This window comes from Halorubrum sp. CBA1229, assembly GCF_003721435.2.
GTDB lineage: Archaea > Halobacteriota > Halobacteria > Halobacteriales > Haloferacaceae > Halorubrum.
The window spans coordinates 101,160-116,213 of the sequence record NZ_CP054585.1 but is presented as its reverse complement, the minus strand read 5'-3'; the positions used below and the strand labels follow the sequence as shown (position 1 = coordinate 116,213).

The following is a 15,054-nucleotide window of genomic DNA, read 5'->3' as shown; positions in this document are numbered from 1 at the left end:
GGACTGTATGACGTACGATACCGTCGTGTTCGACAACGACGGTGTCCTCGTGGGCCGCACGCGCTTCGACGTGCTCCGGGATGCGACCCGGAACGCGTTCGAGGAGTGCGGCGTCGAGGAGCCCGATCCGGACGACGTAGAGCGCATGACCATCGGTGCGACCCCCGGCAGCGTGGGGACCGTCTGCCAGACGTACGACCTCGATCCGGGGTCGTTCTGGCGGACCCGCGACGACGTGGTCTCGAAGGCCCAACAGCAGGAGGCCCGCGAGGGGCGGAAGACCCCCTACGACGACCTCGACGAGCTCCAGAGCCTCGAGGTGGAGATGGGGATCGTCTCCTCGAACCAGCAGGCGACCGTGGACTTCCTCGTGAACCACTTCGACGGCTTCGAGCGGTTCGGCGCCGCGTACGGCCGCGAGCCCACGATCCACTCGCTCCAGCTCCGCAAGCCGAACCCCCACTACATCGAGCAGGCGCTCGGCGACCTCGACGCCGGCAACGCCCTGTTCGTCGGCGACAACGAGTCCGACGTCCGCGCGGCCGAGAACGCGGGCATCGACTCGGCGTTCATCCGCCGCCCCCACCGCCGCGACTGGGAGCTGAACGTCTGGCCGACCTGGGAGATCGACCGGCTCTCCGACCTGCACGACATCGTCGGGTAGGCGCGTCGCGGGAGGGGGACACCGGTTAACGCCCCCGCCCGCCGCCGCTCTCTCAAGGTTTAACTCCGATCGGGAGCTACGCCGCCACAGTGACGAACCCCCCGCCGTGGGCCGACATCTTCGGCCACGAGGAGCCGTACCCGGAGCAGGCCGACGGGATCGACGCCGCGGTCGACGCCGCCGAGGACGGCGGCTTCCTGGCCTTGGAGGGCGCGTGCGGGACCGGCAAGACGATGCTCGCGCTCACCGCCGGGCTCGACCGCGTCCGCGACCCCGACTCCGACTTCGAGCGCGTCCTCGTCCTCACGAGCGTCAAACAGCAGCTGCGCCAGTTCGAGACGGACCTGAACGCGATCAACGCGGACCTCCCCGACGGGTACGACCCGGTCTCGGGGCTCACGCTCGTCGGAAAGGCGGACGTCTGCCCGTACGCCCGCGAGAACCGGGGCGGGATCGACCGCGAGAACGTGTACGAGCGCTGCGAGGGGCTCCGCGAGCGCACCCGGAACCTCGTCGGCGACGGCGGCGCGACGACGACGTCGAACCTCGTGAGCGAGGCGCGGAGCCAGCAGGTCGGGCTGATGGACTCGGGAGGGAGCGCCGGCGGCGGGACCGCCGATGACGGCGCCGAGGCCGCCGACTACCTCTCCGTCGACGGCGAGCCCACTCCCTACCGCCCGGACACCGAGGAGTACGAGGGGACCGATTTCTGCCCCTTCTACGCCGGCTTCCTCGACGACCTCCCGGAGGACGGCGACCCCGCGGAGGCGGTCCCGTTCGACGTGACCGAACTCGGCCACGTCGACAGCGACGAACTGGTCCGGCTCGCCGCCGGCCACGGCTCCTGCCCTCACTCGATCATGGGCGCGCTCGTCCCCGAGGTGGAAGTCGTGATCGGCAACTACTACCACGCGTTCGATCCGGTGACGACCGGCACGTTCACGGGCGCGCTGCTGGACGACGCGACGTTCGTCGTCTGCGACGAGGCGCACATGCTGGAGCCCCGCGTCCGGGACCTCGTGAGCGACGCGGTCGCCGACGCCAGCCTCCGCGACGCCGAGAACGAGCTCACCCGCGTCGTCCAGCCGCTCTCCTTCGAGACTGCGGGGGCGGAGTCGGACGACGCGGAGCTCGTGCGCGGCGAGCTGGCCGACGCGGACGTGACCGTCGAGGAGATCGAGTCCGTCCGCGAGTTCTACGCCGACCTCCGCGGCGAGCTCGACCGCCGGGTGACCGAACGGCTCGACCGCGAGCGCCCCGACTGGCGGGCGTCGATGCGGGAGCTCGACGACGACGAGGTCGCGCTCCGCGACCCGGAGGAGCCGGCCGAAGACGAGATCACGGCGTGGGCGAAACGAGAGGGGTACGGCGACCGCGTCTGGGCCCGCGCGCAGCAGGTCGGCGCGGTGGTCAAGCGAGTGCTCGACTCGCTGGAGGAGGAGGACAAGAAACGGGCGGCGCCCGGGGTCGGGCGCACCCTCAACGCCTGGTACCGCGAGGACCACGAGGAGTTCTTCCGGGCGATCGACCTCGAACGGACGTGGGACGAGACGGCGCCGCCGGACTCGTGGCGGCGCGCGTACAACGCGAGCCTCGCGCTGTACAACTGCCTGCCGAGCGAGCCCATCGGCGACCGGCTCGCCGAGTTCGGCGGCGGCGTCCTCATGAGCGCGACGCTGGAGCCGATGGACGTGTTCCGCGAGGTGACCGGGCTCGACCACCTCGAGGAGCGTGGTCGCCCGGTCGTCGAACGGACGTACGGCCTCTCCTTCCCCGAAGAGAACCGCGCGAGCTTCGCGGTCGACGCGCCGAAGTTCACCCACCAGAACCGCGGCGCGCCGGGCGAGGCGAACGACACCCGGATGGCGCACTTGGACTCGACCGCGGCGGTGGCGGCCCGCGAGGGGAACGTCCTCGTGGGCACGCCGAGCTACGCGGAGGCGACGTGGATGGCCGAGTCGCTATCGGAGCGGCTCGACAAGCCCGTGCTGCTCGACGAGTCGTCGGGCGACCGCGCCACCGAGTCGCTGAAAGACGACTTCTTCGCCGGCGAGGGGAAGGTGCTCGTGACGAGCCTCCGCGGCACGCTCACCGAGGGCGTCGACTACCGCGGCGACCGACTGGCGGCCGCCGTCGTCTGCGGCGTCCCGATCATCAACACGGCGCGGCCCCGAACGCGAGCGGTCATCACCGCCTACGACCGCCGGTTCGAGTCCGGATTCGAGACGGCGCTCACGGTGCCGGCGGTGCGGAAGGCCCGGCAGGCGGTCGGCCGCGTCATCCGGGGGCCGGACGAGCGCGGGGTGCGCGTTTTGCTCGACGCGCGGTACGCCCGCGAGTCGTGGAACAGCGTCCGCGAGTATCTTCCGGAGCACGAGCGCGAGGAGTACCAGCCGGTGAGCCCGGACATGCTCGACCTCGCGCTCGATCGGTTCGAGCGGAGCGCCGGCGGCGATTGACTCCGAACGGTTCCGACCGATCCCGACGGTAGGCTCCTCGATGACGCCGGATAACGGCACCTTTGACGCGGTATGGGACGAATAACTAGGACGGACTGAGCCGTAGCTCCGGTCATGGAACCAGCAACGCGCGAAGCGAAGTACCACGTCGTCTGCCGGGACTGCTCCGTCGAGCGACTGTTCGAGTCCGACGCCGAGGCGACGGCCCTAGAGCGAGAGCACGCCGAGGAGACCGATCACCGGATCGTCGTCGGCCGGGTTTGGTAGCTCACACCACGTTCGCGTCGATGTCGCGCGGGAAGTGCGTCAGCGTCTCGGTGCCCGACTCGGTGATCGCGACGGTGTCCGAGTGGCGGTACCCGTACTCGTCGGCGTAGAGCCCGGGCTCTATCGTATACACCTGCCCGGGCGCCATCACGGCGTCGTCGCCGTCGTAGCGCTCTCCCCAGCCGCGGTCGATGTACGGCGGCTCGTGGGCGCCGAGCCCGATGTTGTGACCGACGTGGTGTTGCGCGAGGTCGGCCACGCCCTGCTCCTCGAAGTACTCCCAGACGACCTCGTCGACTTCGGCCACCGGGACGCCCGGGCCAAGCGCGTCGATCGCGAGCGTCTGCGCCTCCAGCATGAGTTCGAAGTAGTGCGCCTGCTCGTCGGTGTAGTCGCCGACGAACATCGTCCGCTCCAGCTCGGAGCGGTAGCCGTCGACGTTCGCGGTCGCGCCCGTCACGAGGACGTCGCCCTCGGCGAGCCGCTCGTTCGGGGTGTGCCCGTGCGGCAGCGCGGTCTCCCGCCCGGAGATGTAGCCGGCGTGGACGGGGCCGTCGCCCCGCGTCCGGACGCTGTACGTGTCGCCCAACGTGTCCAGCATCGCCCGCGAGGCCTCCGTCGACGCGCGCTGGGAGACGGTCGCCGGGTGCGCGCCGGGCTCGGTGAAGTCGGCGAGGTAGCGGTGCCCGAGGTTCGCCCACTTGGTCGATTCGCGGATCAGGTCGACCTCGGCGTCGGACTTCTCCCAGCGCATGCGGTCGACCCACGACTGCGTCTCGACGTCGACGAACTCGGAGAGTGCGGGGCCGTCGTACCCCATCACACCGGGGGCGCCGTCGGCGTCGGTCGCGACCCGGTCGACGTCGAGCCCGTCCAGCATATCGACGGCGACGCGGATCGGGTCGCCGCCGGGGTAGTCGAAGTAGCGATGGACCGCGTCGATCCGGGAGTTCGGCTCGACGCGCTCGACCTCCAGGCGGGGCACCGTGATCTCGACCCGGTCGGCCGTCACCGCGAGGACGACGGGGCGCTCGGTCTGGATGTGGTGGAAGCCGGTGAGGTACTCGATCGCGGTCGCGCCGAACCACGTCGCTGCGTCGGCGTCGGTCGCGGCGAGCCGGTCGCGGACCGCCGCGAGCCGGTCCTCGAACGCGGCGTCGGGGAGTCGTGTCGCCATGGCTCACGATCCGTGAACGGGCCGATAAGCGGTCGGGTAGCGGAACGGGCCTCAGTCGAAAAGACGGGCGCGTCGGGCCGGTCAGTTCTCGCGGCGGGCGAACGCGAGGTTGCCGGAGACGTTCTTGATGTACGCCTTGACGGTCTCGCCCTCCTGCGCGCCGGGGACGAAGACGGTGTACTCGCCGACCTCGGCGACGCCGTCGCCCTTGCGGCCGGTGCCGACGATCTCGAGCTCGTACGTCTTGCCCGACTCGATGGCCTCCTCCTGCCGCTGGGTGTTCGAGGTGTTCTGCTTCGCGACCGGTCGGAAGGCCCCGCACGCCTCACACCGGAGCATCGGCGTGCGGTTCTCGGTCTCCAGCCGGGTGTCGGGGAGGCCGCACTCCGAGCAGGTGACGTACGACTCGATGTACGAGTCGATCGCGGCCTGGAAGTCGCGCTCGCGGAAGTTGCCGCTGTAGCGGGCGCGGCCCGACTCGTACTGGCCGGCGGTCCCGAGCTCCTGCTGGATCTTCGAGTGGACGTGCTCGGGGTCGCGGCTCAGGGCGTCGGCGATCTCCGAGAGGTTCGTCAGTCGGGTGAACGCGCCGTCCTTCTGCGTCTCCGGGTCGGGCACCGACAGCCGCTCGTCGGAGCCGCCGAGGTCCGGTACCTCCTCCATCGCGCGGTCGAGGCTCGATTCGTAATCCATACGTGACGGAACGCCGGGGCGACGGAAATCGCTTCCGGGTTCGAGAGCGCCGCGGCGAGGTAGGGGGTCGAGGCGGGAGACGGAGCCGCCACTACGAGCGTGGCGTTCGGCCAGAAAATAGCGGGAGGTAGATTTGAACTACCGATCTCCGGGTTATGAGCCCGGCGGAATCTCCTGGCTATCCCATCCCGCTATCGTATCAAAACCCGTTGCGACTGTTAAGGGTTCTGATCCCGTCGCCCGTGTGCGATTCGACCACGCACGATTTATATACTCATCGCGGCGGAAGACGCCGCCGAACCCGGGTCCCGTCGCCGGGTCGACTCACTCCGTCCCGGCGTGTCGCTGTCGGAATCGTATCGCGAGGACCGCACCGAGCGCGAACGCGACCGGGAGGGCCGCGTCGGCGGGGTCCCCGGAGAGCGCACGACCGGCGGTCAGTCCCGCCATAAGGGCGAAACACAGCGCCAACAGCCCGGAGATGGGCCCCACGTATCCGCCGGTGACCGCCGATTGACCGGATCCGTCGCTCATACCCCACCGTCGAGGGCGCGCGGCTAAAACCCCGCGGCGCCGCGACGGCGGGGATCGGAGCGGCGGTGGTGGCCGTGTCGTCTTGCGCCGGCCGCAAACGCTTTTATCAATCATAAATAGTGATAAATTGATGCGAAAACCGCTACTGACGACGGACTTCTTGGACCGGGCGCGACGGCACTACGCCGACGAGGAGGCCGTCCTCGCGACCGACGGCACCCGGTACACCTACGCTGAGCTCGGCGAGCGCGCGGACCGGTTCTCCGCCGCCCTCCAATCCCGCGGGATCGAGAAGGGCGACCGCGTCGCGGTGTTGGACCCGAACACGCACTACCACCTGGAGGCCGCCTACGGCGCGATGCAGGTGGGCGCGATCCACACCCCGCTGAACTACCGGCTCACGCCGGACGACTTCGCGTACATGCTCTCCGACGCCGGCGTCGACGCGATCTACGCCGACGCCGAGTACGCCGACCGGATCGAGGCCGTCCGCGACGAGGTGCCGACGGAGACCTTCCTCACGAACGACGCCGACGCGGTCGCGGGCGAGTGGGAGTCGTTCGACGAGGCGCTCGCGGCCGCGGACCCCGACGCCTACGAGCGCCCGGAGATGGACGAGGACGAGGTGATCACGATCAACTACACCTCGGGGACGACCGGCGACCCGAAGGGGGTTTGCCGGACGCACCGTGCCGAGACGCTCCACGCGTACCTGATCTCGATCCACCAGGAAATCGCCGATGACGACGTCTACCTCTGGACGCTCCCGATGTTCCACGTCAACGGTTGGGGACACATCTACGCGATCACGGGCATGGGCGCCCGGCACATCTGCACTCGCGGGGTCGACGTCGCCGAGGCGTTCGAGCGGATCCGCGAGGAGGACGTCTCCTACTTCTGTGCGGCGCCGACCGTGCTCAACATGCTCGGCGATCACCACGCCGAACACGGGGGCGCGACGGCCGGCGACAACGACGTGCGGGTCGCGACCGCCGGCGCGGCCCCGCCGGAGGCGACGATCCGCACCGTCGAGGAGGAGTTCGGCTGGGACCTCAAACACGTGTACGGCGCGACCGAGACCGGGCCCCTGATCACCACCTCTGACGCGAAGCGACACTTCGACGCGGACTCGCCAGACCGGTTCGCGGTGAAGAAGACGCAGGGGATCGGCTACCTCGGGACCGACGTGCGCGTCGTCGACGAGGACGGCGAGGACGTGCCCCCGGACGGCGAGACGATCGGCGAGATCGTCGTCCGCGGCAACCAGGTGATGGACCGCTACTGGAACAAGCCCGAGGCCACCGAGCAGGCGTTCACCGAGCGCTTGGAGGGATACTACCACATGGGCGACCTGGCCGTCGTCGACGAGGACGGCTTCGTCTCGATCCAGGACCGCAAGAAGGACATCATCATCTCCGGCGGCGAGAACATCTCCTCGATCGAGTTGGAGGACACCCTCTTCGAGCACGACGTCGTCTCCGACGTGGCCGTCATCCCCGCACCCGACGAGCGGTGGGGCGAGACCCCCAAGGCGTTCGTCGTCCCGGAGAGCGGCGACCCCGACGACGCTGGCGCGACGTCCGAAGAGCTCAAGACGTTCGTGCGTGAGCGCGTCGCCGACTACAAGACGCCTGGCGAGGTGGAGTTCGTCGCCGAGCTCCCGACGACGGCGACGGGGAAGATCCAGAAGTACGAGCTGCGCGAGCGGGAGTGGGACGAGGAAGAGCGGATGGTCGGCGAGGGGTAGCGCCGAACGAAGCGGAAAGAGGCGGTCCGACCGCCCTCACTCCTCGTCGAGCAGGCTCTCGACGAGCTCCTCGGGGTCGAACAGGGTGAGGTCGTCGTATCCCTGTCCGGTACCTAAAAAGAGGATCGGCTTCCCGGTGACGTACGCCACCGAGATGGCGGCGCCGCCCGAGGAATCGGCGTCGGCCTTCGTCAGGATGGCGCCGTCGATCTCGGCGGCGTCGTTGAACTCCTTCGCGCGGTTCACGGCGTCCTGGCCCGCGACCGCCTCGTCGACGAACAGCGTCATGTCCGGGTCGACGACGCGGTCGATCTTCTCCAGTTGCGCCATCAGGTCGTCGCTCGTGTGGAGCCGGCCGGCCGTGTCGCCGAGCACGACGTCGACGTCGTTGGCGGCGGCGTACTCCACGCCGTCGTAGATGACGGCCGCGGGGTCGCCGCCCTGGTCGTGGGAGATGAGCTCCCGGTCGAGCCGGTCGGCGTGCTCCGCGATCTGCTCGTTCGCGCCGGCCCGGTAGGTGTCGCCGTTCGCGAGGACGGAGGAGTAGCCGCGGTCGGCGAGCCACTCGGAGAGCTTCGCGATGCTCGTCGTCTTCCCGACGCCGTTGACGCCGGTGAAGACGATGGTGACGGGCTTGTCGGCCTCGGCGATCCGCTCCTCGAAGTCGAACTGCCCGACGGCGATCACGTCGAGGAGCGCGTCGTGGAGCGCCGACTCGACGAGCTCGCCGGTCGTCTCGACCTGCTTGCGCGACTCCCCGAGCATCTTCTCGCGGACGGTGTCGAGGATCTGCTCGGCGACACTCATCTCCACGTCGCTCTCGAGGAGGGCCATTTCGAGGTTCCACAGCGGCTCCTCTAAGTCCTCCTCCTCGATGATGATCCGGCCGGTCGCGAACGCCTTCGCGCGCTGGAAGGTGCTGGGTTCGTCGTCGGACCCGTCAGCGTCGTCGTCCGCGTCGCCGTCTCCCGCGTCAGTCGCGGCGGCGGACACCGCGGCGCCTTCCCCGGCGCTCTCCCCGACGTCGGCGGCTTCCGTTACGGCGCCGTCGCTCGCGGGCGTCTCGTCGGCGTCCGGCTCGTCGCCCTCAGCGGGCTCCTCGACGTCGGTGCTCTCCTCGACGTCCTTCCGGAACCCCGAGAGCTTGTCTTTCAGTCCGTCGAACACGGTCTACCTTACTCCTCGCCGCCTTCGCCCTGCTGCATCTGCTGCATCTGCTGTTGCTGCATCTGCTGTTGCATCTGCTGGGCCTGCTGTTCGAGCTCCTCGCTCTCGGACTCGAGCTCGTCGACCTCTTCTTCCGTCTCCTCGATGCGGTCGTCGAGCGCCTCCTGCTTGCGCCGGAGCACGTCGATGGCGTCGCCCTCGCTCTGCTCGGCGGAGTAGTTGCCGCCGAGCGAGACGATGATCTCGTCGATGTCCTGGACCTCGGCGCGGACGTAGGCGCCGCCGCCGAGCGGGACCTGCACTGTCGAGCCCGTGTCGAGGGTCTCGATGGCTTCGACCGCGTCGTCGATGTCGGACTGCTCCTCGCGGTAGTCGGCGATCTCTTCTTCGAGGGTCTCGATCTCCTCGTCGAGCGCCTGCAGCTCCTGGGAGAGCTGCTGGAGCTGCTGTTGTCCGCCGCCCATCATGCCGCGGACACCTCCTCGATCTCGATCTGGGTGCGCTTCCGGTTGTGCTGGCTCCCGACCGTGGTGTAGATGCGCTCGCGGGCGAGATCCTCGTTCTCGGCCTCGACCTCCTTCGTGAACGGCTGGAAGTCGCCTCGACTCTGGAACCGTCCACTCACCGTGTAGGTACTCATGTTCACCGATCCGGCAGGGACAGGGAAGTATCTTCCTAAAAGGCGAGGAACCGACTCCGAGATCGGATCCGATTCGCTCGGGCCGGAGGGCCCGAATTCGGGGGGAAGGAGGGGAGCGTCAGGACCGGAGGAGGGCTGGCGTGTTCGCTGACGGACAGACGGGCAGACAGGCAGCGCTCGTCTCGCGGTCGGTCCGTGAGAGAGCGGGAGAACCGAGAGCCGAAGGGTCGGCGACGCCGGGAGTCAGTCGATGAAACCGAGCGTCTCCTCGATCCGGCCCAGCTCGGGACCGGTGGTGTCCTCGCCGACGACGTACCCCTCGTCGGTGGCCACGAGCCCGGAGCCGACGAGCGGCGCGCCGTAGTTGACCGTGCCGAGGTCGGCGCGCACGTCGAGCGCCTCCTCGACCGCCTGCAGTTCCGACTCGGTCGACTTGGGGTGACAGAGCACGCCCGTGTCGTTGGCGACCGCCGCCGTCCCGACCGTGCGGACGTCGCCGAGGTCGCCGCGTTCCACGGGGACGCCGAGAGTATCCCTGATCGTCACGATCGACTCGCGCGGGAGATCCGGGTGGACGTAGGCGCCGTAGTCGTTCGCGAGGACGACGTTGCCGGCCGCGTTGATCTCGCCGGGGAGCTCGCCCACCTCGCGGTCGGCGGCCTCGGCGATCCGCGTTTTCTCCCGTTCGGTCGCCCGCGCGGAAACGAGAATGCCGTTCTCGTTGCCCGTCGCGAGAGAGCCGACGGTGTTGGCGCCGCCGACCGTCGTGAGGAGGGGCTCCGCGCCCAGCTCCTCGCCGAGCGACTCGGCGAGCTCCTCGTCGACGTCCGGCCGGACCAACAGGAGGTCGTCGATCGCGCGGGCGAACACGCCCACGTACGACGAGCCGGTGAAGGTCGCCCGTAACACGTTACTCGGCGTACTCGGCTTCGACGACGGGCTCGCCGTCCTCGACGAACCGAGCCGCGCGGACGCGGATCTTGCTCGGCGGGTTCTCGCGCCCGTTCGCCCAGACGGCCTCGTTGACCGAGGTGTCGATGACGACGTCGTCCTCGTCGACGGAGAAGTGCTGCGCGAGGTGCTCGCGGACGATCCGCATCGCGAAGTCGGCGCGCTCCTGTACCGGCTTGTCGTTGGCGTCGCGGAGCGGGACGGTGACGACGCGCTCCTCGAAGTCGCTGGTGCTCATTTATTCGTCCAGGTCGTTCCGGCGCCAGTTGCGCCGCTTGGGGTTTCGCGTCACGTTCATGTCCGTCTTCATCATGACCCACGCGGGGACGCGGGTGTTCTGGCGCTCCGCCTTCGCCAGACGCTTCTTTTGAGCCTTCGATTTGTCTCCCATAGTAGCCCACAGTTTCCGCGGGGCGCATAAAACCCCTTCCATACCGTGCCGCTCGCGGCGTAGACGGATCGGACGCGGCCCGGTCGCGCCCGCTCAGAACGACCGCTCGGCGACGCCCGTATAGATGCGGTAACAGCGGTCGAGGACGTCGATCCCGACGCTCTCGGTATCGGTGTGCGCCTCGCCCGGCTCGGAGGCCCCGCAGACGAGGGGGTCGGTGCCCGCCTCGGCGAGCCAGCCCGCGTCGGTCGCGTGCGGCTTGACGACGTGTTCCGGCGCATCGAGCCCCAGGTCGTCGTGGACGTCGCGGGCGACCGCGAGCGTCGCCTCCGCGAACGCGTCGTCGCCGCAGGCCATCGGCGGGAGGTCCTGCTCGATCTCCCACTCGACGCCCGGGACCGCCTCGGCGGCGCGGGCGAGGTCGGCGCGGTCGCCCGGCACCGTTCGCTCGTCGATCGTCACCTCGCAGCGCTCCGGGATCACGTTCCACGTCTCGCCGCCCTCGACGATCGTGACCGCGAGCGACCCGGCCACGGACTCGCCGAAGACGGTCGCCGCCGGGGCGTCGAGGTCGCGGACGACGTCGATCGCGTCGCTAGCGCGGTAGATCGCGTTCTCGCCGCGCTCGGGCTCGGAGGCGTGCGCCGCGGTCCCGTGCGCGACGAGCGTCGAGGCCCGGCGCCCCTTGTGCGCGACGACGACGTCGGTGACGCCCGGCTTCGAGTAGTCCGTCGACCCCTCGGCGACGACCGCGCGGTCGGGGGCGAACCCCGCCTCGATCGCGTGGCGCGCGCCGGTCCCGCCGACCTCCTCGCCGACGAACGACGCGACCGCCAGCTCGCGGCCGGCCGGTGGCTCGGCGTCCCGGAACGCGAGCAGGCAGGCCGCCACCGCGCCTTTCATGTCGGCCGCGCCCCGGCCGTAAATTCGGCCGTCGCGGCGCTCGACGACGTACTCGCCCGCGTTGCCGTCGCCGGTCGTCTGGCGCTCGGCCGGCGGGACCACGTCGTGGTGGCCGACGAAGGCGAGGGTGTCGGCGTCGGGATCGTCGGTTGAGCCTTTATAAGCGATCACGTTACCGACCGCGTCGCGCTCGACCTGCGCGTCGGTCTCCGCGCGGAGCCACTCCTCGATCGCGTCGCCGGCGTCGGTCTCGTCCTCGTGGGAGGGGATGGCGACCAGCTCTTCGGTCAGGTCCGCGAGTTCGTCCATGTGCGTGTCTGGGCGGTCACCGAATTAAATCGCGGTGGTGAGCAGACGGTACGGGTTATCATCACGGGTCATCGTGGGGGCGGTCGGCGCGCGCCTGCGAGGCCGCCTCGCGGCCGAGCAGCGCGTGCGAGGGACGCCGCGAGCGATAAGGGCGACCGAAGGGAGCCCTAAGCGAGCGGCGAGGTTGGGGAGGCTTGAGGTGCGGGACGGGGAGGGACTCAAAGGGGCAGTCGCGAGGGCGAAGCACGGCGCAGCAAGTACCGCAGCGAGTGAGCGAAGCGAACGAGCGAGGAACGCAGCAAGCCGCGCGAGCCGTCGCGACTGGGGCTTTGGAGGTGTTTACCGTCCATCCAGCGTCGGAGTCTTATAAATAAGCGTCTAGTTCGCCACCACCACACACGTCCGAGCGCGCGTCATTAATACGTCTCCGAGCCCTTGTGACGAGTATATGTCCGATCAGCTCGAAACCGCGACGCTCGGCGGCGGGTGCTTCTGGTGTACCGAGGCGGCCCTCGAACAGCTCGCCGGCGTCGAGTCGGTCACCTCCGGCTACGCGGGCGGCCACGTCGACGATCCCACGTACAAACAGGTCTGCTCCGGCAACACCGGCCACGCCGAGGTCGTGCAGGTCGAGTTCGACCCGGATGTCATCGCCTACGACGAGGTGCTGGAGGCGTTCTTTGAGATCCACGACCCCACCCAGCTCAACCGCCAGGGCCCCGACGTGGGGAGCCAGTACCGCTCGATCGTCCTCTACCACGGCGAGGCCCAGCGCGAGGCCGCCGCGGCCTACATCGAGGCGCTCGACGAGGAGTACGACGACGACGTGGTAACAGAGCTCGACCGGCTGGAGACGTTCTACCGGGCCGAGGAGCGCCATCAGGACTACTTCGCGAAGAACCCGGACGACGCTTACTGCACCTTCCACGCCAAGCCGAAGATGGAGAAAGTGCGCGAGAAGTTCGAGGCGAAGGTCGCGAAGTAGGGCGTTAACGATTTTTCAGGACCTGTTAGGCCTCGAACTCGCTAATAATCAGGTGCTGCCAGCGATACGGTGACCACCTGCAAAGCCCCAGCCGCTCGCTTATAATCGCTAACTGACGGATCGCCGGCGAACACCTCCAAAGCCCCAGCCGCGAGGGGCGCGCACGCTCGCTGCGCTCCTCAGTCGGTCGCTTCGCTCCCTCCTTGCGGTGCTTGGCGTCGCCTCCGCGCCCCTCGCGGCTGCCCCTTTGAGTCCCACCCCGCACAGCACCGCCCTGCACAGCACCGCCCCGCACCTCACGCCTCCCCAGCCTCGTCGGTGGTCCTTCGCTTCGCTCCGGACCACCGACTCCCTCGCGCGTGCTAGCTCGCGGCCTGTCGGCCGCTCGCAGGCACGCGCCGACCACCGCGTTTATTTATAAGCAATAATCACCCGTTCCGCCGCCGTTCCCGAAGACGTTCGCCCGGCAACCCTGCGGTCGAACGGTAGACCTTTGCCGCCGCCGGTGTGAGCGAGCGTATGGTCTCGCTGGGACTGGTGGTGGCGCGGTTCAACGACTCCGTCACGGAGCCGATGGCCGAGGCCGCCCGCGAGGCGGCCGCCGACCGCGACGCCGTCATCGTCGACGAAGTGAGCGTGCCGGGGGCGTACGACAGCCCGCTGGCCGCCGACCGGCTCGCGCGTCGCGACGACGTCGACGCCGTGGCGGTCGTCGGCGCCATCGTCACCGGCGACACCGACCACGACCACGTCATCGCGAGCGCGACCGCCGAACAGCTCACGCGCGTGAGCCTGGACCGCGACACCCCCGTCACGTTCGGCGTGAGCGGCCCCGGGATGTCCGGCGCGGAGGCGCGCGAGCGGATCGATAAGGGCGCGGAGGCGGCCGAGGCCGCGATCGACCTCGCGGAGGAGCTCGAATGAGCCCCGCACCCGACACACGGACCACACGACAATGAGCCACGCATACGACTTCTCAGAGCGGATCGGACGCGTAGAGCCCAGCGCGACGCTGGCGATATCGAACCTGGCGGCGGAGAAGGAGGCCGAGGGCGCCGACATCGTCGACCTCTCGGTCGGCGAGCCCGACTTCGACACGCCCGAGAACATCGTCGAGGCCGGCAAGGACGCCCTCGACGCGGGCCACACCGGGTACACCTCCTCGAACGGGATCCCCGAGCTGAAGGAGGCCATCGCGGCGAAGCTCCGCGGCACCGGCGTCGACGCCGACGCCGACGAGGTGATCGTCACCCCCGGCGGCAAGCAGGCGCTGTACGAGACGTTCCAAACGCTGATCGGCGAGGGCGACGAGGTCGTCCTCCTCGATCCGGCGTGGGTCTCCTACGAGGCGATGGCGAAGCTCGCCGGCGCGGACCTCTCCCGCGTCGACCTGTCGCCCCACGGGTTCCAGCTGGAGCCCGCCCTCGACGACCTCGCCGAGACGGTCTCGGACGACACCGAGCTGCTCGTCGTCAACTCCCCCTCGAACCCGACGGGCGCGGTGTTCTCCGAGACCGCGCTGGAGGGGGTCCGCGACCTCGCGGTCGAGCACGACATCGCCGTCATCTCCGACGAGATCTACGAGCGCATCGTCTACGACGCCGAGCACGTCTCGCTCGCGAGCCTCGACGGGATGGCCGACCGCACGGTCACGATCAACGGCTTCTCGAAGGCGTTCTCGATGACCGGCTGGCGGCTCGGCTACCTCCACGCGACCGAGGAGTTCGTCGGGCAGGCCGGGAAGCTCCACTCGCACTCCGTCTCCTGCGCGGTCAACTTCGTCCAGCACGCGGGCGTCGAGGCGCTGGAGAACACCGACGAGTCCGTCGAGGAGATGCGGCGGGCGTTCGCCGACCGCCGCGACCTCCTCGTCGACCTGTTCGACGAGCACGGGGTCGACGTCGACGTCGGCGACGGCGCCTTCTACATGATGCTCCCCGTCGACGACGACGACCAGGCGTGGTGCGAGGCCGCCATCGAGGAGGCGTCCGTCGCGTGCGTCCCGGGCAGCGCGTTCAACGCCCCCGGCCACGCTCGGATCTCCTACGCCGCGAGCGAGGAGCGCCTGCGCGAGGCCGTCGACCGGCTCGTCTCGAACGACCTCTTATAAACGCGGGCGGTTTCGCGGCCGGTCTTTCGGCCGAGTTGGCAGCCCATCTCTCGACCG

General features: G+C 69.4%; 17 protein-coding genes and 1 tRNA gene. 7 read left to right on the top strand and 11 right to left on the bottom strand.

What is annotated here, in order from left to right:
- Positions 1 to 7: 7 nt before the first annotated feature.
- The 3 genes from Hrr1229_RS00610 (at position 8) to Hrr1229_RS00600 (ending at position 3,390) form a co-directional block, all read left to right on the top strand.
- On the top strand, positions 8 to 664 hold the full coding sequence (locus Hrr1229_RS00610) for an HAD family hydrolase (protein WP_123114684.1): 657 nt from the start codon (positions 8 to 10) through the stop codon (positions 662 to 664).
- Positions 665 to 753: 89 nt separating this feature from the next.
- Positions 754 to 3,123, top strand: a complete 2,370-nt coding sequence (locus tag Hrr1229_RS00605; RefSeq protein ID WP_123114685.1) for an ATP-dependent DNA helicase — start codon at positions 754 to 756, stop codon at positions 3,121 to 3,123.
- A gap of 114 nt (positions 3,124 to 3,237) precedes the next feature.
- Positions 3,238 to 3,390, top strand: a complete 153-nt coding sequence (locus Hrr1229_RS00600) for a hypothetical protein (RefSeq protein ID WP_176329314.1) — start codon at positions 3,238 to 3,240, stop codon at positions 3,388 to 3,390.
- 1 nt (position 3,391) lies between these two features.
- Here Hrr1229_RS00600 and Hrr1229_RS00595 read toward each other — a convergent pair whose 3' ends face one another.
- The 4 genes from Hrr1229_RS00595 to Hrr1229_RS00580 form a co-directional block, all read right to left on the bottom strand.
- The gene (locus tag Hrr1229_RS00595; protein WP_123114686.1) at positions 3,392 to 4,567 is read right to left on the bottom strand and encodes a Xaa-Pro peptidase family protein; all 1,176 of its coding nucleotides are present in this window, start codon (positions 4,565 to 4,567) and stop codon (positions 3,392 to 3,394) included.
- Positions 4,568 to 4,648: 81 nt separating this feature from the next.
- Positions 4,649 to 5,260 carry a translation initiation factor IF-2 subunit beta gene (locus Hrr1229_RS00590; RefSeq protein WP_123114687.1) on the bottom strand — a complete coding sequence of 204 codons (612 nt, stop codon included), beginning with the start codon at positions 5,258 to 5,260 and terminating at the stop codon, positions 4,649 to 4,651.
- A 118-nt stretch (positions 5,261 to 5,378) separates the two neighbouring features.
- Positions 5,379 to 5,453: transfer RNA gene (locus tag Hrr1229_RS00585), tRNA-Met, on the bottom strand.
- 131 nt (positions 5,454 to 5,584) lie between these two features.
- Positions 5,585 to 5,794 (bottom strand): hypothetical protein, encoded by a 210-nt coding sequence (locus Hrr1229_RS00580; RefSeq protein ID WP_123114688.1) that lies wholly within the window; start codon positions 5,792 to 5,794, stop codon positions 5,585 to 5,587.
- 130 nt (positions 5,795 to 5,924) lie between these two features.
- Here Hrr1229_RS00580 and Hrr1229_RS00575 point away from each other — a divergent pair, with 130 nt between their 5' ends.
- Positions 5,925 to 7,541: a long-chain-fatty-acid--CoA ligase gene (locus tag Hrr1229_RS00575; RefSeq protein WP_123114689.1), complete on the top strand. Its 1,617-nt coding sequence runs from the start codon at positions 5,925 to 5,927 to the stop codon at positions 7,539 to 7,541.
- Positions 7,542 to 7,577: 36 nt separating this feature from the next.
- Here the strand turns inward: Hrr1229_RS00575 and ftsY are convergent, their stop codons facing one another.
- From ftsY to Hrr1229_RS00540, 7 genes are all read right to left on the bottom strand, one after another.
- Entirely contained in the window at positions 7,578 to 8,708 is a 1,131-nt protein-coding gene (gene ftsY, locus Hrr1229_RS00570) for a signal recognition particle-docking protein FtsY (RefSeq protein ID WP_123114690.1), read from the bottom strand.
- A gap of 8 nt (positions 8,709 to 8,716) precedes the next feature.
- Positions 8,717 to 9,172 (bottom strand): prefoldin subunit alpha, encoded by a 456-nt coding sequence (gene pfdA, locus Hrr1229_RS00565; protein WP_123114691.1) that lies wholly within the window; start codon positions 9,170 to 9,172, stop codon positions 8,717 to 8,719.
- Entirely contained in the window at positions 9,172 to 9,348 is a 177-nt protein-coding gene (gene rpl18a, locus Hrr1229_RS00560; RefSeq protein ID WP_094523821.1) for a 50S ribosomal protein L18Ae, read from the bottom strand. The genes pfdA and rpl18a overlap by 1 nt, the downstream gene beginning before the upstream one ends.
- Positions 9,349 to 9,591: 243 nt before the next feature.
- Positions 9,592 to 10,257, bottom strand: a complete 666-nt coding sequence (locus tag Hrr1229_RS00555) for a translation initiation factor IF-6 (protein WP_123114692.1) — start codon at positions 10,255 to 10,257, stop codon at positions 9,592 to 9,594.
- A gap of 1 nt (position 10,258) precedes the next feature.
- On the bottom strand, positions 10,259 to 10,537 hold the full coding sequence (locus tag Hrr1229_RS00550; RefSeq protein ID WP_123114693.1) for a 50S ribosomal protein L31e: 279 nt from the start codon (positions 10,535 to 10,537) through the stop codon (positions 10,259 to 10,261).
- Positions 10,538 to 10,690 (bottom strand): 50S ribosomal protein L39e, encoded by a 153-nt coding sequence (locus Hrr1229_RS00545; RefSeq protein WP_004050128.1) that lies wholly within the window; start codon positions 10,688 to 10,690, stop codon positions 10,538 to 10,540.
- Positions 10,691 to 10,783: 93 nt separating this feature from the next.
- Positions 10,784 to 11,902, bottom strand: a complete 1,119-nt coding sequence (locus Hrr1229_RS00540) for a M20/M25/M40 family metallo-hydrolase (protein WP_123114694.1) — start codon at positions 11,900 to 11,902, stop codon at positions 10,784 to 10,786.
- Positions 11,903 to 12,350: 448 nt separating this feature from the next.
- On the opposite strand from Hrr1229_RS00540, the gene msrA reads away from it, so the two are divergent.
- From msrA to Hrr1229_RS00525, 3 genes are all read left to right on the top strand, one after another.
- Complete coding sequence (gene msrA, locus Hrr1229_RS00535) at positions 12,351 to 12,887, top strand: peptide-methionine (S)-S-oxide reductase MsrA (RefSeq protein WP_123114695.1); 537 nt, start codon at positions 12,351 to 12,353, stop codon at positions 12,885 to 12,887.
- 519 nt (positions 12,888 to 13,406) lie between these two features.
- Positions 13,407 to 13,811 (top strand): 6,7-dimethyl-8-ribityllumazine synthase, encoded by a 405-nt coding sequence (gene ribH / locus Hrr1229_RS00530; protein WP_123114696.1) that lies wholly within the window; start codon positions 13,407 to 13,409, stop codon positions 13,809 to 13,811.
- A 31-nt stretch (positions 13,812 to 13,842) separates the two neighbouring features.
- Positions 13,843 to 14,997 (top strand): pyridoxal phosphate-dependent aminotransferase, encoded by a 1,155-nt coding sequence (locus tag Hrr1229_RS00525; RefSeq protein ID WP_123114697.1) that lies wholly within the window; start codon positions 13,843 to 13,845, stop codon positions 14,995 to 14,997.
- Positions 14,998 to 15,054 lie beyond the last annotated feature (57 nt).

Coding starts and splice junctions, on each gene's coding strand:
- Hrr1229_RS00595 (WP_123114686.1), bottom strand. CDS start 4,567: ATGGCGACACGACTCCCCGACGCCGCGTTCGAGGACCGGCTCGCGGCG.
- Hrr1229_RS00580 (WP_123114688.1), bottom strand. CDS start 5,794: ATGAGCGACGGATCCGGTCAATCGGCGGTCACCGGCGGATACGTGGGG.
- Hrr1229_RS00590 (WP_123114687.1), bottom strand. CDS start 5,260: ATGGATTACGAATCGAGCCTCGACCGCGCGATGGAGGAGGTACCGGAC.
- ribH (WP_123114696.1), top strand. CDS start 13,407: ATGGTCTCGCTGGGACTGGTGGTGGCGCGGTTCAACGACTCCGTCACG.
- Hrr1229_RS00550 (WP_123114693.1), bottom strand. CDS start 10,537: ATGAGCACCAGCGACTTCGAGGAGCGCGTCGTCACCGTCCCGCTCCGC.
- Hrr1229_RS00545 (WP_004050128.1), bottom strand. CDS start 10,690: ATGGGAGACAAATCGAAGGCTCAAAAGAAGCGTCTGGCGAAGGCGGAG.
- msrA (WP_123114695.1), top strand. CDS start 12,351: ATGTCCGATCAGCTCGAAACCGCGACGCTCGGCGGCGGGTGCTTCTGG.
- Hrr1229_RS00600 (WP_176329314.1), top strand. CDS start 3,238: ATGGAACCAGCAACGCGCGAAGCGAAGTACCACGTCGTCTGCCGGGAC.
- pfdA (WP_123114691.1), bottom strand. CDS start 9,172: ATGGGCGGCGGACAACAGCAGCTCCAGCAGCTCTCCCAGGAGCTGCAG.
- Hrr1229_RS00540 (WP_123114694.1), bottom strand. CDS start 11,902: ATGGACGAACTCGCGGACCTGACCGAAGAGCTGGTCGCCATCCCCTCC.
- rpl18a (WP_094523821.1), bottom strand. CDS start 9,348: ATGAGTACCTACACGGTGAGTGGACGGTTCCAGAGTCGAGGCGACTTC.
- Hrr1229_RS00575 (WP_123114689.1), top strand. CDS start 5,925: ATGCGAAAACCGCTACTGACGACGGACTTCTTGGACCGGGCGCGACGG.
- Hrr1229_RS00525 (WP_123114697.1), top strand. CDS start 13,843: ATGAGCCACGCATACGACTTCTCAGAGCGGATCGGACGCGTAGAGCCC.
- Hrr1229_RS00610 (WP_123114684.1), top strand. CDS start 8: ATGACGTACGATACCGTCGTGTTCGACAACGACGGTGTCCTCGTGGGC.